Below are 21,060 nucleotides of genomic sequence, written 5' to 3' on the forward strand. Positions count from 1 at the left end.
GGGCTCGGCACCTGGTCGGCGATCGTGCTGCACGTGCTGCTTGAAAGCGTTGTGGTCTGATCGCTGTCTGTCGGGTCTGGTCGCGCAGATCACCGGCGTACCGTGGCGCACGTTCCGTCGCCCGCAAGAACACCGCAATGAGGAAGGATGCCTCGAAATGATCGATCATGTCTACATCTCGGTCACGGACATCGGGAAGTCGGTGGCCTTCTACGTCGGGGCACTGAAGCCCCTCGGTTGGCGCGAATTCGGGAACTACGACGCCGCGTCCGGGCCCGACAACGTCCCGAATCTCTTCGGTCTCGGCGACGACGCATACATCTCCGGCACCGGAGTCGGCTCGAGCATCTGGCTGCGACAGCGTCAGCCCGGCGAGACAGGTCTGTACATCGGCATCGTGTGCGATACCAACGAGGCAGTTGACGCCGCCTACCTCGCCGCGATCAACGCCGGTGGCATCGATGAAGGCGGTCCGGCCCACCGGACCTATTTCGCCCCAGGCTATTACGCCGCCAATGTCGCCGACTTCGATGGCAACCGTCTGGAGTTTGTGCACAAGGCTTGGAACCCCGCGCGCTAGGGCCGCAGGCCAGCAGAACCCCGTTGCAGCTGACACTCCGGCCCATCCGGGCTACGCGTTGGTCCGGATATTGGGAAGTACGGTGAATCGGACCGTCCGGTCCACCTCGGCGAATGTGGTTTGGTATGCAGCTGATGCGAGCAGGCGGCTCGGCAGACGCAGCGGCGTGTGTTGTCCCTTGCGCGTCGGCGTCGGCCAATGCCGCGCCGGCTGAGATGCCGAAGTTGGTGGACACAGGACTCGCTCGAGCCCTCAACATCTTGGGTGAGCACGAGAAGACCGAAATCAGGGACCTGAGCGGACAACATCGACATGTCGAATGGCCCGGCAACTGGAAGGTCTGTGCGCAGTCACCGGCAGCGGGTGCACCACTGACTCAGAAAACCAATGTCTCGCTCGACGTCGTCAAGAAGATAGAGGAGATTGCCCGAAATAGCCGAACCGCTGGGACGGCGCCCCTAGCGGTAGCGACTTACTCGGGAAGCCCGTCGAGCTGCAGGTGGAGTAGCGGGTCGATTCCGAACTAGGCTCGCGCCATGCAGGACGGCGAGCGACGGGTGCGCGAGTACTTCGACGGGAAGCATCAATACGGCAGTGCATGACGGCGACCCGGATCATTGCCGAATGTTCTGGGCCGCAGCGTTGGATTGCGGAAGAAAGTCCGCCGCAATGCCCGCGAGAGTGGTTCTCATGACGAACACAGCGATCCGCCCCTTCCGTATCGACATCCCGCAGGCCGAGCTCGATGAGCTGCGTGACCGGCTGGCACGCACGCGGGTGCCGCATTCGGTGCCGGGGACCGAAAACGATTGGGGCCGTGGCATTGCGCCCGCGTATCTCGCGGAGCTGGCGGAGTATTGGCGGGACGGGTTCGACTGGCGGGCGCAGGAGGCGAAGCTGAATGCGTTCGACCAGTTCACGACCGAGATCGACGGGCAGGCAATCCATTTCATCCACGTGCGGTCGGCGGAGGCGGGGGCGCTGCCGCTGTTGATCACGCACGGGTATCCGGGGTCGGTGGTCGAGTTTCTCGATCTGATCGGGCCGTTGACGGATCCTGTTGCGCACGGGGGTGATTCGGCGGACGCGTTTCATGTGGTGATTCCGTCGCTGCCTGGGTTCGGGTTCTCCACGCCGTTGGCGTCGACCGGGTGGGAGTTGGCGCGGACGACAGATGCGTTCGCGGAGTTGATGACTCGGCTGGGGTACGAGAAGTTCGCGGCGCAGGGTGGGGATGTCGGTGCGGGGGTGACCGGGCGGCTGGCCGCGATCTATCCGGAGCGGGTGATCGCGACGCACGTCAACAGTGATCAGGGCTCGCTCGGATTGGTTGGCGAGCAGTTGCCGGTGCCGGATGGGCTGACCAACGAGGAGTTGGCGGCGATCAAGGAGGCGCAGGTGCGGTGGTCGGGGCAGAAGGGGTATCTGGTGCTGCAGACGACGCAGCCCAACGCGATCGCCGCCGCGTTGACCGATTCGCCGATCGCGCAGTTGGCGTGGATCGCGGAGAAGTTTCAGGCCTGGACCGACCAGGCTCGTCCGGCCGGTGCGGCGGTGGACCGTGATCTGCTGCTGACCAATATCAGCATCTACTGGTTCACTCGCAGCGGTGCCTCGGCTGCTCAGTTCTTGTGGGAGACAGCTCATTCCGGCATGGATTGGGTGATGCCCTCCGGTGTCCCGCAGGGCTGGGCGGTGTTCAATACGAGCCCGCTGATGCGCCGAGTCATGAACCCGGGTGGATACATCGAGCACTTCACCGAGTACGCCGAGGGTGGCCACTTCGCGGCGTTGGAGCAGCCGCAGCTGTTTCTCGAGGACGTGCGGACGTTCTTCCGCGGCCATCGAGGTTGAGTCGCAACAGGGATCGGCGCACGCCGATCCCTACTCGCTGCGGATACGTCACGGCGCGTAGTGCGGATTTGTGTCTACGGACGGATGTCCGGGCGCGATTGGCGGCCTACCGTTTTCGCTATGACATGGAATGAGCTGGGCGCGAGCACGTTCGTGCTGCTGACGACGTATAAGAAGGACGGCACACCGGTGGGGACGCCGGTGTGGGTCGCGCCGGACGGGGATCGGATCGTCGTATGGACCAATCCGACGACGTGGAAGGTCAAGCGCGTCCGCCGCAACTCAGACGTGACGTTGCAGGCCTCCGATGCTCGCGGCCGCCCGAAGGCCGACGAGGTGTTCGCGGGTACCGCCGCGGTCCTCGATGCCGACGGCACTCAGCGGGTGCGCGATCTGGTTTCGCGCAAGTACGGGATCATCGGCACGTTGGTTATCAAGCTGCACAAGCTGTTTCGCGGCGCGGACGGGTCCATCGGCCTCGCCATCACTCAGCAGCCTGCCGTCGGCGAGTAGCGGTCAGGCGGATTCGGCCAGGCCTGCGGCGCGCCAGGTGTCGGCGAGGTCCTGGAGCGGGAGGTCGAGGGTGAGGCTCAGGGCGACGACGGTACCGAAGGCGGGGGAGGGGAGGCGGCCGGTTTCGATCTTGCGCAGGGTTTCCGGGGAAATGCCTGCTGAGCGGGCGACTTCGATGAGGTCGCGGTCGGCGCGGGCGGCGCGCAGGGCGCAGCCGAGGCGGCGACCTGCGTCGATTTGAGCCGGGGTCAACGGGAGACGGACCATGGGCACAGAGTATTGGCGGTATTTAAATACCGCAAGTATGTGCTGGGCGAGCGGTCGGATGTGCGGATGTATCGATTCGCGACGCGTTGCCCGTCGGTTGAGTGATCGCGGCACCGCCTAAGTCGGTCTGAGTGGACATTTTCGTAACTGGTCACACCGAAATCGCCGCTACGGCTCCTATATTGACCGCGTAGACCGGTGCGAGGCCCTACCCATGCGTCGGGCGCAGTCGTGTTCGGCGCCTCAGCTGGCATGGCCATCAGGCTCAGTGGAACGTTCAGGATTGAACCATGCTCTTACGTAGATATGCGCATTCAACGTTGAATCGTGTGCATCTGAGGTTGCACCACGACCCTTTGGAACCTGCACATACCGCTGGGGACCAGGAGGGGTTGGTATTAAAATACCGAATGAGCTACGTTGGTATAAAAATACCAAGGAAAGGGATGCTCATGGTGGAGCTGAAGTCGCCGGACGAGATCGAGCGGATGCGGGTGACCGGTCAGTTCGTGGCCGAGGTGCTGGGGGAGTTGCGGGAGCTCGCGCGCGTCGGGGTGAACCTGCTGGAGCTGGAAGCCCATGTGCGCGAACGGATCAAGCAGCGTGGCGCGGAATCCTGCTACTGGGACTACTCGCCGTCCTTCGGGCGCGGCCCGTTCCGCAATACCGTCTGCCTCTCGGTCAACGACGCTGTCCTGCACGGACTTCCGTTCGATTACGCGCTCCGCGACGGCGACGTGCTGACCACGGACCTGGCCGTGAGCATCGACGGTTGGGTGGCGGATGCGGCGACCACCTTCGTGGTCGGCAATGCCGCGGAAGAGGATCTGCGCCTGGTCCGGGCGACCGAGGAAGCACTCGCCGCCGCGATCGCAGTCTCGTTGCCCGGCAACCACATCGGCGACATCTCCGCCGCGATCTCGGCGGTCGCCCGCGACTACGGCTACCCGGTGAACACCGAATTCGGCGGCCACGGACTGGGTCGCACCATGCACGAGGACCCACACGTCGCCAACGTCGGCCGACCGGGCCGCGGCTTCCGCCTGCGCCCCGGCCTGACCATCGCCATCGAGCCCTGGTTCGCCCGCACCACCGACCGCATCGTCACCGACCCCGACGGCTGGACCATCCGCTCCGCCGACGGCTCCCGCACCGCCCACTCCGAACACACCATCGCCATCACCGAATCCGGCCCCGACGTCCTGACCTTGGCCCCAGTGAAAGCCCAAGGACCACAACACCGTCCGTAAGAAGCGCCGCCCTCACAGCAACCCACTTGACGTACGTTGCATGCACTTGGAGCATGCTGCAACCTACGTCAAGAGCACGCTTCATACGTCGAGTCGCCGAGGCTGCCGGTGGAGTGCAGCTCGATTGGGGTTCCTGCAATGCGGGCACAAGCCGATGGTCGCCGCTGGTGCGGCCGTCGCGCACATGGCTGATCGACGGTCCCACCGCCGGTGACAGACTCCGCACCCTAACTCGGGGCCTGCACTGAAACTTGGGCCCCGCACTGGCTTTAGAGCCCTATTCCGAGTGCCGATCCCGAGTGAGAGTGCAGATCTTCAGCAATACCGCCGGTGGGCCGCGTTCGCAGGGCTGATCGACGCCCCAACCGCCACGACCCCTCTTGTCCGAGGCGCTTGGGACGCAACCACAAGCCGGTGACCACCTCCAGAACGCGACCCCGCGCCGCTGACGCACACCTAAAGCCGGGTACGCACACGACGCGCTCAGCACTACTTCACAGGAAACGTGGATAGGTCTTCAGTTCAATGGACAGGTGCACGCCTGGAGTCCTAAGCAGCTCTTGCCCGATGGGTACGGCTTTGCTGCGGCTCAGTCGGTTTCGTCCAACCACTGCTCCAAGTCGGTCGCGATCTGGAGGTGCTGGTCGATCTTCGCGCGTTCCTCGTCGGACAGGTCGAGTGCGGCGATCTCGGCGCGTAACTCGGTGACGCGCTGCCGTTCATCTGCCGCCACCGCCAACTCGATGAGTTCGGCCAGTGCGTGCGCTTTGTCCACCGGAGCTGCCGTGGCGCCGAAGCGACGCAGCCCGGACTCCAGCGCCTTGCGGGCCGCCTTGTCGTCGAGTTTGGAGTAACGCAGGATCCGGGCGTTGTCCAAAGTCCGTTGCAGCCCTTGGAGTTCGCGCGATCCGCCATAGTCCGGGTCGGGTTCGTCGCGCACTACATAGACGACCGTGTTGCCGACCGGATCGATCACGGTGAACCTGGTCTGGCCCGGCCGGAACCTGGTGATGCGCGGCAGGCCGCTGGCGGGCACGCGCCCGAAGCGTTCCCGCAACGCGGCACTGAACCGCTGGTGCAGCTCGGCTACCTCGTCGACGAACACCACACACGACACGTGGCACTCCTCGGCAGTGCCCTTGTCTTTCGGGGTGGGGCCGAAATGCAAGGAGTAACCATTGCGGGCCACCGCGCCGTAGTTGTAGGGCCGAGTCTGCTCGGCGGTCACCTGGTAGCCGAGCGTTCGGTAGAAGTCGAGCGTCTCGGACAGGTCGCCGCTCCACATCATCGGCACCGACACGTCGCTCATAAAGCCTCCCCATACTGCGGTAATCAATTTTGACTACCGAAGATTAGGGCGGTCGCGACCCAGAAGTCAAGTTTGACTACTATGGAGATTTCCTATCTGGAGGAGGCTCGTCGATGTCGGCTGTGCGCCTGTTGGTGCTGGGGGTGATGCGCTTGCGTCAGCCCACCTACGGCTACGCCGTGCGTCGCGAATTGCTGTCCTGGCGTGCCGAAACGTGGACGAACGTCAAGCCGGGCTCGATCTACCACGCGCTGAAACAGCTGACGCAAGAAGGAAAGTTGAGCGCCTTCGGCACGGAGGGCAGCAGCGAGGGCCCGGGCCGCACGCTGTTCAACCTCACCGAGGCGGGCGAGGCCGAATTCCGTAAGCTGATGGACGAGGCGCTGGTCAGCATCGACATGGAGGAACTCGGCGCGGGCATCGCGTTCATGGACGCGCTGCCTCGCGCGCACGTCATCGAGAAGCTGCGCGAACAGCGCAGGCGCAGCGACGAAGTCCGCGCCGGCCTGCTCGAGATGATCCCGACCTTCCCCGGCGGCCGCCACGAGCCGCCGCACACGACGGACCTCCTGGAACTGTGGAGCAGCGTCTTCGGCAACCTCACCGGCTGGACCGACGGCGTGCTGGCCCGGTTGGAGGCCGGCGAGTACCGAATGTCCGAATAACCGACACCCCGATACGCTGCCCTCATGACGAACACGCTGGGAGCCGTCGGCAAGGCCGATTACGTTCTGCTGACCACGTTCCGCAAGGACGGCACACCCGTCGGCACCGCGGTCTGGGCGGTAGCCGACGGCGACAAGCTCTACGTCTGGACCGTCACCGACAGCTGGAAGGTCAAGCGGCTACGCCGCAACACCGACGTCACCGTCCAGCCGTGCAACGTCGCAGGCAAGACCCGCGGCGAGGCAGTCGCAGGCACCGCCCGCATCCTCGACCAGGACGGCACCGACCGCGTCCGCAAACTCCTCATGCGCAAGTATTGGCTGATGGGCCCCATCACCATCCTCGGCAGCAACCTACGCCGCGGCAAAAAGGGCACCATAGCCATCGAAATCACCCTGACCCCTTAACAACCCACCACGCCGGAACCCCACGCCGAGCCGACGGCAGAATCCGCGCACTCTCTCGGGATCAGCACCGACTCTAGGGCCCTATTCCGAGTGCCGATCCCGAGAGAGAGTGCAGATCCCGAGCATCAGGTTGCCTGGCTGACCGAGGACATGTGGAAGTCGGGGATTCGTAAGGGGGGCATGGCGGTTCGGGTGAACCAGTCTTTCCACTCGCGGGGGAGGGTGATTTCGGTGGCGCCTGCTTCGGTGACTCGGCGGAGTAGGTCGAGGGGGCTTTCGTTGAAGCGGAAGTTGTTGACTGCGGCGGTTACCTGGCCGTTTTCGATGAGGTAGACGCCGTCGCGGGTCAGGCCGGTGAGGAGCAGGCTGGCGGGGTCGACCTCGCGGATGTACCAGAGGGTGGTGAGTAGCAGGCCGCGTTCGGTGCGGGCGATCATCTCGTCGAGGGTGGCGTCGGAGCCGCCGGTGAGGAGTAGGTTGCCGCCGGGAACCGTAGCGGCGGTGTCGAATTCGGCGGCGGTGGCGCGTGGGTAGACCAGTGATTCGATGACGCCGTCGCGCACCCAGTCGACGCGCTCGGCGGAGAGTCCGTTGTCGAAGACCGACATCGCTTGCGACGATGAGGATGTCGCGACGAACGGACGGTATTCGAGCCCGGGCGCGGTCGGGTCGGAGTAGAGCGTGAGCGGAATGTCGGTGAGCCGCTCGCCGATTCGGGTGCCGCCCGCGCGGGAGAATGCGGTGTGGCCCTCGTGCGCGCCGCGTCCTTCCATCTCCCAGTTCATGTAGATCATGAGATCGGCGACGGTGGAGGGCGGCATCAGCGTTTCGTAGCGGCCTGCGGGCAGTTCGACCTTGCGCTTGGCCCAGTCCAGTCGCCGGGACAGCTCGGTGAGCAGGCCCGGCACGTCGACGTCGGTGAAATCGGCGGTGCCGACACCCACCCACGCGCTCGCGAGATCGGTTCCCCCGCCGCGCTTTCCGTTGATCTCCACCGAACCGGTCGGCTGCACGAAGCGACGCCGCAGTCCGGTCGAGGTGCCGAGCCAGGTGGTGTGCACGGTGTGGTGGGCGAAACCGTAGAGCCGGTCGCTGCCGTCGAAGCCGGTGGACAGGTCGCGGGCGAGTGAGGTGAACACCTCGATCCCGGTGCTGCCCGGCGCGGCCGCCCAGTCGTCGGCGGACGCGTCCGGTTCCAGCAGCGGCATCGCGTCCCTGGCGGGTTCGGCGGTGCGCGCCGCCTCCTCGCTCTTGCGCACCACCGCTTCGATCTCGGCGGGGTCGACGCTGGTGGAGCCGATGGTGCCGACGCGCGCCGCGTGCGGTCCGTCGCGGAAGATCGACACGACGACCCAATCACGCGACACCGACGACCCATTGGTCGTCATCGAATTCCCGGCCCACCGCAGCGAGGCGTCGTGCGCGTCGGTGACGATCACGATCGCCTCATCAGCGCGGGACAGCGCGAGCGCCCGCTCGACGACCTCGCCCGCAGCGATAACAGTCTGCGTAGTCACTGGCCCGCCTCCGTCCGGGTGTTGAGAATGTTGATGCCGCGCACCAGAACCGACGGACAACCATGACTGACCGCCGCCACCTGCCCGGGTTGCGCCTTGCCGCAATTGAACGCGCCACCGAGCTGCCAGGTGGACGGTCCGCCGACCGCCTCCATCGCACCCCAGAAGTCGGTGGTGGTCGCCTGGTAGGCGACATCGCGCAGCTGTCCGTCCAACTTTCCGTCCCGGATGCGGAAGAACCGCTGCCCGGTGAACTGGAAGTTGTAGCGCTGCATGTCGATCGACCAGGACTTGTCGCCGACGATGTAGATCCCGTTGTCGACCCGGGAGATGAGCTCCTCGGTGCTGGTGTCCCGCTCGGGGTCGGGCTGCAGCGAGACGTTCGCCATCCGCTGGATCGGCACGTGATGCGGGGAGTCGGCGTAGGAGCAGCCGTTGGAGCGGTCCAGGCCGAGGCGCGGCGCGAAGACGCGGTCGAGCTGGTAGCCGACCAGGATGCCGTCGCGCACCAGGTCCCAGCGTTGTCCGGCGACACCCTCGTCGTCGTAGCCGACGCTGGCCAGCCCGTGCTCCTGGGTGCGGTCGCCGGTGACGTGCATGATCGGCGTGCCGTACTTCAGCGAGCCGAGCTTGTCGGGCGTGGCGAACGAGGTGCCCGCGTAGGCGGATTCGTAGCCGATGGCGCGGTCGTATTCGGTGGCGTGGCCGATGGATTCGTGGATGGTGAGCCACAGGTTGGTCGGATCGATCACGAGATCGGTCGGGCCGGGGGTGACGGTCGGCGCCTTCACTTTTTCGGCGAGCCACTCGGGGATGCGCGCGAGTTCGCCCTGCCAGTCCCACGTTCCGTCGGCGCCGCTGACGTACTCCCAGCCGCGACCCACCGGCGGCGCCAGCGTGCGCATGGTTTCGAACACGCCCGCCGAGGAGTCGACGGTGGTCGCCTCGAATACCGGGTGCAGCCGGACCCGCTGCTGGGTGATGGACGAACCCGCCGTGTCGGCGTAGTAGGTCTGCTCCTTGACCTGCAGCACCGAGGCGGTGACGTGGTCGACGCCGTCGGAGCCGGACAGGCGGCCCGAATAGTCCTGCAGCAGTGCGACCTTGTCGGTGGTCGACACCGTGAACGGGTCCAGGTCGTAGGCCGAGACCCAGTGCACGTTGTCGTAGATCGGCTCGTCGGCGAGCACCACGCGTTCGCGGTTGAGCGCGCGCAACGTGGTCGCCACCGTCACCGCGCGGCGGGCCACGTCCACCGCCGTCTCCGGCGTCAGCGCGGCATGCGAGGCGAAGCCCCACGTGCCGTCGACGATCACCCGGACCGCGAGGCCGAGCTCGGCGTTGTCGGTGATCGACTCGACCCGCCCGTCGCGCAGCCGGATCGACTGGGTGACCAGCCGATGCACCCGCAGGTCGGCATGTTCGGCGCCCGCCGCCTTCGCCGCGGTCAACGCGGCCTCGGCGAGCGCGGCCAGTGGGAGGTCGAGGAACTCGGCGTCCACGTCTTTGGAAGTCGCGATGCTCACCCGGTCCAACCTAGTCGGTTCCATCCGAGAGCACTTGCGCCCGCCTCGATTACACGCCGTGCGAGTTTGCAGTGCATGCAAACAGGCACGAAATGCACAGTGGCACACCGTGAAAGACAGGGCATGAGCGGGGAAAACGGCACGCGCGAAACCGCCGCCTACCGCGTCTGCCTCGCGAAATGCCGTACTGTGCCCGCCGTGCCGCCATCCGCCCTTCGTGACCGCAAACGCGAACGTACCCGCCGAGCCCTGCTCCAGGCAGCCGTAGAGCTTTTCGAAACGAGAGGCTATGAAGAAACGACGGTGGCCGACATCGCCGCGGTCGCCGATGTCGGGACCCGCACCTTCTTCAACTACTTCGCCAGCAAGGAAGAACTGCTCTTTCCGGAGACGGACGAGCGGGTGCGGGCCGCGGTCGCCGCGATCGGCAGCAGGCGGCCGGGGGAGCGGCCGGTCGAGGTGTTGCTACGGGCGTTGCGCGCGGCCGGGGACAATCCCGGCGAGCATCTCGTCGACGATCTGAACGCGCGGATCGCCGCGCTGCGTGCGCAGGTGTCGCGCACCGTGCCGTCGGTGAGTGGCCGGGCCGCGCACGCGCAACTCGTCGCGCAGCGTGAGATCGCGCGTCAGTTGCACATCGCGTTCCCGAACGAACTGGACGAGGTCGGCGCCGCGGCGCTGGTCGGTGCGGTCGTCGGCGCCGTGTCCGGCGCGCTCACCGTGCTGTTCCAGCAGCCGCTCAACGGCGCGGAGGACGGCGAGCGGCTACACCGGCGCATCCACGAGACCACCTCGCGAGTGCTGAAGCCGTGGCTCGCCTCGCAGGTGGAAACGCGCGGCTGATCAGCCGAACTGCTGCCAGCCCAACCGGATCACCATCCCGATCACCACCACCAGCAGCACGACCCGGACGAACCCCGCGCCATTGCGCAACGCCATGTGCGAGCCGACGATCGCGCCCGCCACATTGCCGACCGCCATGGCCGCGCCGAGCGCCCAGATGATGTGGCCGGTCGCGCCGAAGAAGATCAGCGCGCCGACATTCGAGCCGCAGTTGATCACCTTCGCCATCGCCGCCGCGCGGACGAATTCGGTACCGAGCAGGGTGGCGAAGGTGATGATGAGGAACGTGCCGGTGCCGGGTCCGAGTAGGCCGTCGTAGAGGCCGATGAGGCCCGCGGCCAGCGCGATCGTGAGGATGAACTTGCGTCGCGTCGGCGCGTGCGTGGCGAGAGTGACGCCGATCGACGGACGCAGCGTGACGAACACCGCGACGGCGACCAGCACCACCATCACGATCGGGATGAACAGTTCGCGATCGATCAAAGACACGGCGGCAGCACCGATTCCGGCCGCGACCGCCGCGATCGCCGCCGCGGGCAGCAGCGCTCGCCAGCGCAGCGGAACCTTCTTGGCGAAGGTCACCACCGAAGCGGTGGTGCCCGCGACCGCAGCCAGTTTGTTGGTGCCGAGCGCGGTCTGCGGCGCGATGGTCGGTGCGACGAGGAACAGGGTTGGCAGGATGATCAATCCGCCGCCGCCGACCACCGCGTCCACCCAGCCCGCGGCCGTCGCCGCGGTCAACAACACCGCCCAATCACCGATCTGCACGTCGTCAGCCAACCAGACCAGGTGTCCAATACCAGTCAGCGGTCCAGTGCGGCCGCACGCCTTCCGATTTGTGGCACCGGAAATCGCATGCGATTTCCGGTGCTGGAAATCAAGAGGCGTGCGGCTGCGCTGGGAGCTGTGGCGATGTCGTAGGCGGGGTGCCGGTCGCCTTAGGCTGAAGCGATGCGTCGGTTCAGTCTGTGGCTTCGCGGGAAGCCCATCGTTGCGGATTCGATGCTGGCGTTTGTCCTGTTGGTGCTCGAGGTGCTCGGGGCGACCAATGCGGAGAACAAGCCTGCGGCGATCGCGATCGGGCTGTTCCTGCCGCTGCCCGTGGTGTTCCGGCGGGTGTATCCGCGGGCGATGGCGGCGGTCTCGTTGCTGCTGTCGTTCACGGCGACCGCGGTGCAGTATGTGGTCGGCGACGAGAAGGTCGAGCACATCACGCTGTTCAGCCTCGGCATCATGCTGTACACGTTGGTGGCCTACGTCGGGCGGCGGGACGGACTGTGGTTCGGGGTCGGACTGGTCGCCGACAGCGGTCTGTCCGCATCGGCGGGCATCGTCGCGCCCAGTGATCTCATCTTCACCGCGATGTTCTTCGCATTGTGCTGGACGCTGGCCGAATTCATCGGCGCGCGACATGCCTACGACACCGAGGTCGCGGCGCGGCTCGCGGTCGCCGACTACGACAAGGAACGCCGCGCGCACGACGCGGTCTCGTCCGAGCGCACCCGCATCGCGCGCGAGTTGCACGACGTGGTCGCACACGCGGTCAGCGTGATCATCGTGCAGGCCGACGGCGCGAGGTATGCGCTACGCCGCGACCCCGACGCCGCCGAACAAGCCCTCGGCACCATCGCGGGCACCGGCCGCGAGGCGCTGCGCGAACTCCGTAGGACCGTCGCGCTACTGCGCACCGAACACGCCCCCGACCAGCTGCCACAACACGGGACCGCAGGCCTGGCGAAGGTGGTCGAGATGATGCGCGGCACCGGCCTCGCCGTCGAACTCGAACTGACCGGCGAACTCGACGACATCGCCCCCGAAGTCAGCCTCGGCGTACACCGCATCGTGCAGGAATCCCTCACCAACACCCTGCGCCACGCCGGCCCGCACCCGAAGGCCTGGGTCCAGGTGCGCCGCCGCGACACCGACGTCACCATCGACATCACCGACACCGGCGGCGTCCCCCTCGACGAACCCGCCGTCCGCATCAAGGGCGGCGGCATGGGCCTGGTCGGCATGCGCGAACGCATCGCCGTCCTCGGCGGCACCCTCGAAACCGGCCGCGCCGCCGACGGAGCCTGGCGCGTCCACGCCACCATCCCCCTCGAACCCGGCTTCCCGGAGTAGTCGCCCCGCGCACAAATCCGCCCGCCGCGCAGTCATTGGCGTCCCGCGCACGAAGTCGCCAGCTGATTCGTGCGCAGCAGGCCAAACAGCGCGCGGCCACCACCGCACTCGGTGGCACGCGAATCCGCCCCGCTGCGCGCGTGTTTGTCCGCCGCGCACGAATCCGCTCGCCGCGTATGAAATTGCCAACGGATCTGCGCGCGGCAGGCGAAAGGGTGCGCGGCGATCACCTTGTTCGGCGGTGCGCTCGGGTTTGCGTGCCGCGTACATGCCGGTGCGCCGCGCACGTGTCCGCTCGCTGCGTGTGGAATTGCCAGCTGATTTGTGCGCGGCGGGTGAGGAGGTGCGCGGCGTGCGGGGTGGGGTGCGGGGGTGGGCACGTTAGATTGGGGGCGTGCCGATCACCGTTCTCGTTGTGGATGACCAGGAACTCATGCGTATGGGGTTGAAGATGGTGCTCGGTGCGCACCCGGATATCGAGGTGATCGGGGAGGCGGCCAATGGGGCGGCCGCGGTCAGCCGGGCGGCGGAGTTGCGGCCCGATGTGGTGTTGATGGATGTGCGGATGCCCGTGGTGGACGGGGTTACCGCGACCGCGCGGATCGTCGAGGCCGGGCATGGTTGCCGGGTGCTCGTGATGACGACCTTCGATCTCGATGAGCACGCGCTCGGTGCGTTGCGTGCGGGCGCGAGCGGGTTCTTGTTGAAGGACACGCCGCCGGAAGACCTGATCTCCGCTATTCGCAGCGTCGCCGCGGGGGATGCGGTGGTGTCGCCGAAGGTGACCAAGCGACTGCTGGACCGGCTCATCGCCGAGGATCCGGCGCGCATGCGCGATCCGGGTGTCCTCGATGTGCTGACGGCCCGCGAGCGCGAGGTGCTGGAGCAGATCGCTGCGGGTCGCTCGAATGCCGAAATCGCCGAGCAGCTCTTCCTTTCCGAGGCCACGGTGAAGACCCATGTGGGTCGCGTCCTCACGAAACTTGGTCTGCGCGACCGGGTTCAGGCCGTCGTGCTTGCCTACGAGACCGGACTGGTCCGTCCCGGCGGCTGACGGATTCTTCCTGCGCTGGATCGAGAATCAGGGAGCCCTGCAGCGCCGCAACCGAATTGGCCGGTGCTGAGCATCCGCACCCGTACGGTGGCCCTCCGGCCTATGCGTCGCCGGCTTCGGCTTCGTAGCTGGCGGCGAGCAGCTGGCGTAACTACTGACCAGAGATCAAGGAGGTCGCACCCAACCGGGGCGGCCTCCTTCTTCGTCGGCGTGCCTGCTATGCGTCCTGACCAGGCTTTTTCGTATTGTTCGCATCAACGAACTTGTTCGTAACGAACATGTTCGCTAGTATGAAGTCATGCCAACTCAGCGACATGGACCGCGAAGCCGCCGTGAGCGGCCGGCGAAACCCGCACTGACCCGGCCGGGCATCATCGCGACAGCCGTCGAACTGATGCGGGCCGAAGGTCTGGAGCGAGTCACCATGCGACGCCTCGCGGCAGAGTTGGACACCGGACCTGCCTCGCTCTACGTGTATGTCCGCAATACCGCCGAACTGCACGCGGCGGTCCTCGATGGCATGCTCGGCGCGGTCGACCTCACTCCGGTCACCGCAACGGGCGACTGGCAGGACCGACTCGTGCAGGTGCTCGTGTCGTACACGAAGCTGCTGTTCGACAACCCCGGCCTCGCGCAATCCGCGCTGGTCGCCCGCCCATCCGGCCCCGGCTACCTGAACCTGCTCGAAGCGGTGCTCGCGCTGCTGAACGAGGGCGCCGTCCCCGACGGACGCGCGGCCTGGCTGTGCGACGTCCTGCTGCAGTTCGCCACCGCGACCGCCGCCGAACAAGCTACCCGCGACCACAACACCGAGGCCGAGCAGGAAATGGACGCGCTCGTCGCGGCCATCCGCAACGCCTCGGCCGAAACCCACCCCAGGATCGCCACTTTGGGTGACGACCTGGTGTCCGGCCCCGGCTCCGACCGTCTCGACTGGGGCTTCCGGCTACTGATCAACGGCGCCATACACACACCGCGCCCCATCGAACAGAACCGTTAGGGGAATGCCATGTCAGAACACCATCCCATCGCCGTAATCGGCGCGGGGCTCAGCGGCCTCGTGCTCGCCCGCGTCCTGCACGTGCACGGAATAGCAACGGCCATCTACGAACTCGACGCCTCGCCGACCGCCCGCAACCAAGGCGGCATGCTCGACCTGCACGCGGAATCCGGCCAAGCCGCCTTGCGCGCGGCCGGACTGTTCGAGGAGTTCACCGCCCTCGTACACCAGGGTGGTGAGGAGATGCGCATCATCGACAAGCACGGCACCGTCCGCATGGCGGAGGCGGGCGAGGACGGCGATCGACCCGAAATCGACCGTAACGACCTCCGGCGCTTGCTGCTGAACTCGCTGCCCGACAACGTGATTCGCTGGGGCGCCAAGGTGACCGCCGCACGCGCGCTCGGCGACGGCAGGCACGAGGTGACCCTCGCCGACGGCACCATCTTCACCACCGATCTGCTGATCGGCGCGGACGGCGCCTGGTCCAAGATCCGCCCGCTGGTGTCGGCTGCCACCCCGAGCTACTCCGGCGTCTCGTTCATCGAATGCGACCTTCGGGACGCGACCCAGCATCCCGCCACCGCCGAATTGGTCGGCGGCGGAATGATGTTCGCCCTCGCCGACCACAAAGGCTTACTGACGCATACGGAAACCGACGGCTCGGTGCACACCTACGCCGCCTTCGCCGCGGCAGCGGACTGGCTGAACACTATCGACTTCGCCGACGCCGACGCAGCGAAATCCGCTGTACTGCAACAGTTCCAAGACTGGGACGACCGACTCCGCGCGCTCATCGCCGACGCCGACGGCCCACTCGTTCCCCGCCTGATCAACGCGCTACCGATCGGCCACCGGTGGGACCCGACTCCCGGCATCACGCTGCTCGGCGACGCCGCTCACCTGATGTCACCCTTCGCGGGCGAAGGCGCCAACCTCGCCATGCTCGACGGAGCCGAACTCGCCACTGCCCTCGCTACCCACCCGGACACCGAGCAGGCACTGCGGACCTACGAACAAGCCCTCTTCCCGCGCAGTGCGGAGATGGCCGCCGGTTCCGCCGAAAACCAAGCCGTCATGTTCGGACCGGACGCACTGGAGAACCTCATCGCGCAGATGACCTCCTACCGCGAACCGGTCGCCTGATCGGATCTCAGCGGGCTCTCAGGCGGATTCGGGAGAAAATCGGCGCCGCCGGACGTTGCAACCAGTAGATCGTCCGAAAGGATCGCCATGCCCGCCCTAGTATTCGTCCTCTACGTGATCACCGAGATCATCGCACTGGTCGCCGTCGGCCAGTGGCTCGGTGTGATTCCCGCCATTCTGCTGCTGATCGCTGGGTCCGCCGCGGGCATGCTGCTGATCGGTTCGCAGGGTCGGCGGGTGTTCGAGCAGTTCCGGCGCGCCGGGCGCGGCGAGATCGCGCCGGGCACCGCGGTCGCCGACGGCGCGCTGGTCGCCGCGGGCGGGTTCCTGATGTTCGTGCCCGGTCTGGTTACCTCGCTGTTCGGCCTGCTCCTGCTGTTGCCGCCGACCCGGATGCTGGTGCGGCCGGTGGTCACCGCGTTCGCCGCGCGCCGGTTCGGCAAGCTGGCCGCGGCAGTCCCGTATCGGGGTGTGGTGATCGACGGCGACGAGGTGGTCGACGGCGTCGTGGTGCAGCAGTGGTACGACGACGGACAAGGCAACGCACACCGTGCGATTACCAAGCCATAGTTTCGCTATTACCAACGAGTAGTAAAGGCGCGCGGGCGCGCTAGGGATCCGCGCGAATCGGGACTATGGTGGCGCGATGGCCACCGAGCAACTCACCATCACGGTGAGCGAGGAGCTAGCCGCAGCGGTCAAGAAAGCCGCGGCAGCTGCCGGACAGTCGATTTCTGGGTTCACCGCAGCGGCGCTGCGGCTGGAGCTGATCGCAGTCGAAGCAGGGTGTCGTTCCGGGTCGCACCTAGGCCCGTCGCAGTTCGCGGAGGTGATGACGGTGCTGGCGTGCCCGGAGGACACGGTGCCGCACGCCGTACTGAACGGCTGACCTGAACACCTGAATCAGGCATACGGCAGACTGGTGCCTCGTGAGAACCCAGTTGCTGATCGGCGGTCGTTTCTACAGTTCCAGTTCCCCCGACGCGACAGCGATGGCGGTGACCGACGGGACCGTGGTGTGGTTGGGTGCCGAACAGCCGGGGCGAGCGTTGCATCCGGATGCCGAGGTCATCGACCTGGACGGCGCGTTCGTAGCGCCCGCCTTCGTCGACCCGCACGTGCACGTCACCGCGCTGGGACTCAAGCTCACCGGACTCGACCTGTCGGTGGCTCGATCGCTCGAACATTGCCTGACGCTGCTCAGTGACTTCGCCGCGGCACGTCCCGAGGGTGCGATCCTCGGCGACGGCTGGGACGAGACCACCTGGCCGGAGGGCCGCCCGCCCACGGTCGAGGAGATCGACACGGCCGCGGGCCCCCGGCACGTGTACCTGTCCAGGGTGGACGCGCACTCGGCCGCGGTGTCGTCGGCGCTGCTCGACGCGATGCCCCAGGTGACCGCCGCCGACGGCTTCACCCGCGGCGAGCCGGTGCGGGCCACCGCGCATCACCTGGTGCGGACCGCCGTGCTCGCGGAACTGGATCGGGCACAACGAGATCGAGCCAGAACCGCCGCCCTCGACCACGCGGCCGCGCACGGCATCGTCGCGGTGCATGAATGCGCGGGCCCAGAAATATCCGGCCGCACCGACATTCGCGAACTGCTCGACTTCCGGCACGGGGTCGAGGTGCGCGCGTACTGGGGCGAAGCGGTGCAGAGCGCGGACGAAGCCCGCGCACTGGTCGACGAACTCGGCGTGCACGCCCTCGGCGGTGACCTGTTCGTCGACGGTTCCATCGGCTCACACACCGCCTGGCTGCGCGACCGATACACCGACGACCCGGGCACCGGCCGCGCCTACCTCGACGCCGACACCATCGCCGCCCACGTCCGCGCCTGCACCGAAGTCGGGATTCAGGCGGGCTTCCACGTGATCGGCGATGCCGCCATGGACGCGATCATCACCGGATTCGACCGTGTCGTCACCGAATTCGGCGGCCCGGCCGTCGCCGCCCTCGGTCACCGCGTCGAACACGCCGAACTCCTCGACGCCGACCAGATCGCCAAACTCGCCTCATGGGGCGTAATCGCCAGCGTGCAACCAGGATTCGACGCGGCCTGGGGCGGCGCGGACGGCATGTACGCCGCCCGCCTCGGCACCGACCGCGCCGCCACCCTGAATCCCTTCGCCGCCATGGCCGCCGCAGGTATCTCCTTGGCGATCGGCTCCGATGCCCCCGTCACCCCCCTCGACCCCTGGTCCGCCGTCCGCGCCGCAGCCAACCACCACACCCCCGGCCACTCCCTTTCCCCGCGAGCCGCTTTCGCCGCCGCCACCCGAGGGGCCTGGCGCGCAGGCGGCGTCCGCGACGGCATCGCGGGCACCCTGGTCCCGGGCGCCCCCGCCTCCTACGCGATATGGGATGCCGAAGAACTCGTCGTCGCCGCAGCCGCCGACACCGTCCAACGCTGGTCCACCGACCCGAGATCCCGCGTCCCCGGATTGCCCCCGCTCGCACCGAATTCGCCCCTGCCCACCTGCCTGCGCACCGTGCACCGCGGAGCAACCATCTATGAAGCGTGAACGCGCCGCCTGGCCCGCTTCTTCGCTACGCAGATCACTGAAGTTGAGCGCGCGGCCTGCAGGCGCACCTCGTCGCATCGATGTGGCCGAATCCATCAGCGCCACAATCGCTGCCATCGGTGGCGTTCCGACGAGCAGGGCGCGGACCATTGCGAGCGACAGTCAGCGCTCGGGTTTCAGCTCGACAGGCAGTCCAGTCGAGCTGTGCGGCCATCGAACTCGCTGCGGTCGGCGTGCGCGTCGGCGGCTCGGCACCACATCGCTGCATCGGGGAATCGCTGCGGCCTTATCGCATGGAAAGGCGACCACTCGTGGTGCTTGAACGACTGTCGGCGGCATTGACGCGGTATCCGGTGTTGTGGCGATCGGTGGCGGCGATTGTGGCGGGGCTGTTGTTGTTCGGCAGTTTTCCGCCGCGGCCGTGGTGGTTTCTTGCGCCGCTGGGGATTACGGTCCTCACGTTGGTCGTGCGGGGGAGCGGGCGGTTGCGTGGTGGGTTCGGGTATGGGTTCCTGGCCGGGCTCGCGTTTTTCGTTCCGTTGTTGCCGTGGACCGGGATCTATGTCGGACCGGTGCCGTGGCTGGCGCTTTCGACGGTGTGCGCGGTGTACATCGGGCTGTTCGGGTTGATGGCGCGGCTGGTGGGCCGATTGCCGGGCTGGCCGCTGTGGGTGGCTTTGGCGTGGGCGACCGCTGAGTGGGCGCGGTCCAGTTTTCCGTTCGGTGGATTTCCGTGGGGCCGTTTGGCATTCGGGCAGGCCGATGGGTGGTTCCTCTCGCTGGCTTCGATCGGTGGTGCGCCGCTGGTCAGTTTTGCGGTGGCGCTCACTGGAACTGGTGCTGCGGCACTGGTTCTGGTCGTGCGATCGATGCGTGCGGGTCGGTCCGACTCGGATGGTGTTGGCGAGGAGTCGAATACGGACGCCGTGACTGAAGACGCCTCGGACCAAGGCCAACAAGGGCATGGCGTCGGCGTCAAGGACCACACAGCCGGGGAACCGGATCGCTCGCCTGCGGATCAACCTCGCACCCTGGCGGATCAGCCTCGCACCCCGGACCAGCCTCGCACTCCGGCGGACCAGCATCGCGCATCCGCGGACCAGCATCGCGCCCCGCGAATCGCATTGGTCACCGCCGCAGTAACTTTGGTCATCATGCCGATCGCCGGTCTGATCCTGGGCGCGACCTTGCCCGACCCGGATCAGGGCGACCGCACCATCACCGTCGCCGCCATCCAGGGCAGCGTGCCGCGCCTCGGCCTCGACTTCAACGCCCAGCGCCGCGCCGTACTGGACAACCACGTCCGCCGCACCAAGGAACTCGCCCGCGCGATCGAGGCGGGCCAGGTCAAGAAGCCGGATGTGGTGATCTGGCCGGAGAATTCGTCCGACATCGACCCGTTGCGTAATACCGACGCCGCCACGCTGATCACCGAGGCGTCCGAGCAGATCGGCGCACCGATCCTGGTCGGCGCGGTGCTGGTGAACAGCGACCGCACCACCACCAACTCGGTGATCGTGTGGAACGGCGCGGCGGGCCCGGGGGAGCGGCACGACAAGAAGATCATCCAGCCGTTCGGCGAGTACCTGCCGATGCGCTCGTTCTTCCGGCTGTTCTCCGAATACGCCGACCGCGCCGGATATTTCGTGCCAGGCCACGGCGACGGCGTTGTACACGCCGACGGCATCCCGATCGGCGTCGCGACCTGCTACGAGGTCGCCTTCGACCGTGCCTTCGAGGACGCGATGCGCGCGGGCGCCCAGCTGCTCACCGTGCCGACCAACAACGCGACCTTCGGCGACAGCGAGATGACCTACCAGCAGCTGGCCATGTCGCGGATCAGAGCGGTCGAGCACGGTCGTGCCCTGGTCGTCGCGGCGACCTCCGGGGTGAGCGCGATCATCGGCGCGGATGGCAGTGTGCGGCAAGAAAGTCCGCAGTTCGTGCCCGCCGCGTTGGTAGCCGACCTCCCGCTACGTACCAGCAACACTGTAGCAACCCAGGTGGGGCCCGCGCCAGAACGGGTTTTTGTCGCATTGACTGTCCTCGCCATGATCGCTGCGATGCTCCGGAGAAGGTCTGCACGAGCCGCAAACGAGACCGACCGGAAGGTACTTAAAGCCGAAATCCTCGGCTGAAGGTCTCGGGGAGATAACCTGACTCCCGGTTTTTTCTGTGGTTGCTGTGAGTGACTCGTCATGTAACGAAACATTCGCAAGAGTGCGATTGGGCGACCGTAAGCGCTTGTCAGCGCATAAATGTCCGGGCGCTTCCGCTGTGCCATCTGGGCGGTTTGGGTAGTTAGCCAAACGTTTGCTAGCCAATCGGGACCATCGTAGCTAGCGTGCGATGTGAAACAAATCCGCCACGTTGGCAATCCGGCCGATCAGACGCTCCGAATCATAGGGCGTGGATCACGTTCCACGGTCGGCCTTGCGTGCCTGCTGTGGGACGTAGCTCAGAGAGTTGCGTCAAACAG

The 21,060-nt window shown here is 66.7% G+C and carries 20 protein-coding genes; 15 read left to right on the forward strand and 5 right to left on the reverse strand.

The genetic code is table 11. From position 1 onward, the window contains the following. The first annotated feature begins 157 nt into the window (after window positions 1-157). From ACIBK2_RS32045 to ACIBK2_RS32055, 3 genes are all read left to right on the forward strand, one after another. A complete protein-coding gene (locus ACIBK2_RS32045; protein WP_396972657.1) occupies window positions 158-580 on the forward strand; it encodes a VOC family protein in 423 nt (140 codons plus the stop codon). A gap of 690 nt (window positions 581-1,270) precedes the next feature. Beyond that, the gene (locus ACIBK2_RS32050; RefSeq protein WP_396972659.1) at window positions 1,271-2,434 is read left to right on the forward strand and encodes an epoxide hydrolase family protein; all 1,164 of its coding nucleotides are present in this window, start codon (window positions 1,271-1,273) and stop codon (window positions 2,432-2,434) included. A 120-nt stretch (window positions 2,435-2,554) separates the two neighbouring features. Then, window positions 2,555-2,947, forward strand: coding sequence for a PPOX class F420-dependent oxidoreductase (locus tag ACIBK2_RS32055; RefSeq protein WP_396972661.1), 393 nt, complete (start codon window positions 2,555-2,557; stop codon window positions 2,945-2,947). A gap of 3 nt (window positions 2,948-2,950) precedes the next feature. On the opposite strand, the gene ACIBK2_RS32060 is transcribed toward ACIBK2_RS32055, so the two are convergent. Beyond that, window positions 2,951-3,214, reverse strand: coding sequence for a helix-turn-helix transcriptional regulator (locus ACIBK2_RS32060; protein ID WP_396972663.1), 264 nt, complete (start codon window positions 3,212-3,214; stop codon window positions 2,951-2,953). Window positions 3,215-3,666: 452 nt separating this feature from the next. Between ACIBK2_RS32060 and map the strand changes: the two genes are divergently transcribed. Beyond that, window positions 3,667-4,464: a type I methionyl aminopeptidase gene (gene map / locus ACIBK2_RS32065; protein WP_396972665.1), complete on the forward strand. Its 798-nt coding sequence runs from the start codon at window positions 3,667-3,669 to the stop codon at window positions 4,462-4,464. A 589-nt stretch (window positions 4,465-5,053) separates the two neighbouring features. Here map and ACIBK2_RS32070 read toward each other — a convergent pair. Continuing rightward, window positions 5,054-5,773, reverse strand: coding sequence for a glyoxalase (locus ACIBK2_RS32070; protein ID WP_396972667.1), 720 nt, complete (start codon window positions 5,771-5,773; stop codon window positions 5,054-5,056). Window positions 5,774-5,886: 113 nt separating this feature from the next. Here ACIBK2_RS32070 and ACIBK2_RS32075 point away from each other — a divergent pair, with 113 nt between their 5' ends. Together ACIBK2_RS32075 and ACIBK2_RS32080 are read left to right on the forward strand one after the other, a co-directional pair. Then, the gene (locus tag ACIBK2_RS32075) at window positions 5,887-6,438 is read left to right on the forward strand and encodes a PadR family transcriptional regulator (protein WP_396972669.1); all 552 of its coding nucleotides are present in this window, start codon (window positions 5,887-5,889) and stop codon (window positions 6,436-6,438) included. A gap of 24 nt (window positions 6,439-6,462) precedes the next feature. Continuing rightward, window positions 6,463-6,846 carry a PPOX class F420-dependent oxidoreductase gene (locus ACIBK2_RS32080; protein ID WP_396972671.1) on the forward strand — a complete coding sequence of 128 codons (384 nt, stop codon included), beginning with the start codon at window positions 6,463-6,465 and terminating at the stop codon, window positions 6,844-6,846. A gap of 125 nt (window positions 6,847-6,971) precedes the next feature. On the opposite strand, the gene ACIBK2_RS32085 is transcribed toward ACIBK2_RS32080, so the two are convergent. Continuing rightward, complete coding sequence (locus tag ACIBK2_RS32085; RefSeq protein ID WP_396972673.1) at window positions 6,972-8,363, reverse strand: metallopeptidase TldD-related protein; 1,392 nt, start codon at window positions 8,361-8,363, stop codon at window positions 6,972-6,974. Beyond that, the gene (locus ACIBK2_RS32090) at window positions 8,360-9,913 is read right to left on the reverse strand and encodes a TldD/PmbA family protein (RefSeq protein WP_396972675.1); all 1,554 of its coding nucleotides are present in this window, start codon (window positions 9,911-9,913) and stop codon (window positions 8,360-8,362) included. The genes ACIBK2_RS32085 and ACIBK2_RS32090 overlap by 4 nt, the downstream gene beginning before the upstream one ends. Before the next feature lie 99 nt (window positions 9,914-10,012). On the opposite strand from ACIBK2_RS32090, the gene ACIBK2_RS32095 reads away from it, so the two are divergent. Then, a complete protein-coding gene (locus tag ACIBK2_RS32095) occupies window positions 10,013-10,732 on the forward strand; it encodes a helix-turn-helix domain-containing protein (protein ID WP_357389428.1) in 720 nt (239 codons plus the stop codon). On the opposite strand, the gene ACIBK2_RS32100 is transcribed toward ACIBK2_RS32095, so the two are convergent. Then, window positions 10,733-11,500, reverse strand: coding sequence for a TSUP family transporter (locus ACIBK2_RS32100; protein WP_396973056.1), 768 nt, complete (start codon window positions 11,498-11,500; stop codon window positions 10,733-10,735). It abuts the gene before it with no gap. A 183-nt stretch (window positions 11,501-11,683) separates the two neighbouring features. Between ACIBK2_RS32100 and ACIBK2_RS32105 the strand changes: the two genes are divergently transcribed. From ACIBK2_RS32105 to lnt, 8 genes are all read left to right on the forward strand, one after another. Beyond that, entirely contained in the window at window positions 11,684-12,856 is a 1,173-nt protein-coding gene (locus tag ACIBK2_RS32105) for a sensor histidine kinase (protein WP_396972678.1), read from the forward strand. Between the two features lie 394 nt (window positions 12,857-13,250). Continuing rightward, entirely contained in the window at window positions 13,251-13,910 is a 660-nt protein-coding gene (locus tag ACIBK2_RS32110) for a response regulator transcription factor (RefSeq protein WP_357389435.1), read from the forward strand. 298 nt (window positions 13,911-14,208) lie between these two features. Further along, entirely contained in the window at window positions 14,209-14,910 is a 702-nt protein-coding gene (locus ACIBK2_RS32115) for a TetR/AcrR family transcriptional regulator (protein ID WP_396972680.1), read from the forward strand. A 9-nt stretch (window positions 14,911-14,919) separates the two neighbouring features. Continuing rightward, on the forward strand, window positions 14,920-16,056 hold the full coding sequence (locus tag ACIBK2_RS32120) for an FAD-dependent oxidoreductase (RefSeq protein ID WP_396972681.1): 1,137 nt from the start codon (window positions 14,920-14,922) through the stop codon (window positions 16,054-16,056). A gap of 87 nt (window positions 16,057-16,143) precedes the next feature. Next, entirely contained in the window at window positions 16,144-16,626 is a 483-nt protein-coding gene (locus tag ACIBK2_RS32125) for an FxsA family protein (protein ID WP_357389441.1), read from the forward strand. A 76-nt stretch (window positions 16,627-16,702) separates the two neighbouring features. Then, entirely contained in the window at window positions 16,703-16,945 is a 243-nt protein-coding gene (locus ACIBK2_RS32130; protein ID WP_357389443.1) for a hypothetical protein, read from the forward strand. A gap of 40 nt (window positions 16,946-16,985) precedes the next feature. Then, window positions 16,986-18,581, forward strand: coding sequence for an amidohydrolase (locus ACIBK2_RS32135; protein ID WP_396972683.1), 1,596 nt, complete (start codon window positions 16,986-16,988; stop codon window positions 18,579-18,581). A 311-nt stretch (window positions 18,582-18,892) separates the two neighbouring features. Further along, complete coding sequence (lnt, locus tag ACIBK2_RS32140; RefSeq protein ID WP_396972685.1) at window positions 18,893-20,719, forward strand: apolipoprotein N-acyltransferase; 1,827 nt, start codon at window positions 18,893-18,895, stop codon at window positions 20,717-20,719. The last annotated feature ends 341 nt before the right edge of the window (window positions 20,720-21,060 follow it).

This window comes from Nocardia sp. NPDC050175 (assembly GCF_044459885.1).
In the GTDB taxonomy this organism is placed as follows: Bacteria; Actinomycetota; Actinomycetes; order Mycobacteriales; family Mycobacteriaceae; genus Nocardia.

Bases quoted from the DNA above. Each gene is read 5' to 3' on its own strand.
- ACIBK2_RS32045 (WP_396972657.1), top strand. From the start codon at position 158: ATGATCGATCATGTCTACATCTCGGTCACGGACATCGGGAAGTCGGTG.
- ACIBK2_RS32050 (WP_396972659.1), top strand. From the start codon at position 1,271: ATGACGAACACAGCGATCCGCCCCTTCCGTATCGACATCCCGCAGGCC.
- ACIBK2_RS32055 (WP_396972661.1), top strand. From the start codon at position 2,555: ATGACATGGAATGAGCTGGGCGCGAGCACGTTCGTGCTGCTGACGACG.
- ACIBK2_RS32060 (WP_396972663.1), bottom strand. From the start codon at position 3,214: ATGGTCCGTCTCCCGTTGACCCCGGCTCAAATCGACGCAGGTCGCCGC.
- map (WP_396972665.1), top strand. From the start codon at position 3,667: ATGGTGGAGCTGAAGTCGCCGGACGAGATCGAGCGGATGCGGGTGACC.
- ACIBK2_RS32070 (WP_396972667.1), bottom strand. From the start codon at position 5,773: ATGAGCGACGTGTCGGTGCCGATGATGTGGAGCGGCGACCTGTCCGAG.
- ACIBK2_RS32075 (WP_396972669.1), top strand. From the start codon at position 5,887: ATGTCGGCTGTGCGCCTGTTGGTGCTGGGGGTGATGCGCTTGCGTCAG.
- ACIBK2_RS32080 (WP_396972671.1), top strand. From the start codon at position 6,463: ATGACGAACACGCTGGGAGCCGTCGGCAAGGCCGATTACGTTCTGCTG.
- ACIBK2_RS32090 (WP_396972675.1), bottom strand. From the start codon at position 9,913: ATGGAACCGACTAGGTTGGACCGGGTGAGCATCGCGACTTCCAAAGAC.
- ACIBK2_RS32095 (WP_357389428.1), top strand. From the start codon at position 10,013: ATGAGCGGGGAAAACGGCACGCGCGAAACCGCCGCCTACCGCGTCTGC.
- ACIBK2_RS32105 (WP_396972678.1), top strand. From the start codon at position 11,684: ATGCGTCGGTTCAGTCTGTGGCTTCGCGGGAAGCCCATCGTTGCGGAT.
- ACIBK2_RS32115 (WP_396972680.1), top strand. From the start codon at position 14,209: ATGCCAACTCAGCGACATGGACCGCGAAGCCGCCGTGAGCGGCCGGCG.
- ACIBK2_RS32120 (WP_396972681.1), top strand. From the start codon at position 14,920: ATGTCAGAACACCATCCCATCGCCGTAATCGGCGCGGGGCTCAGCGGC.
- ACIBK2_RS32125 (WP_357389441.1), top strand. From the start codon at position 16,144: ATGCCCGCCCTAGTATTCGTCCTCTACGTGATCACCGAGATCATCGCA.
- ACIBK2_RS32130 (WP_357389443.1), top strand. From the start codon at position 16,703: ATGGCCACCGAGCAACTCACCATCACGGTGAGCGAGGAGCTAGCCGCA.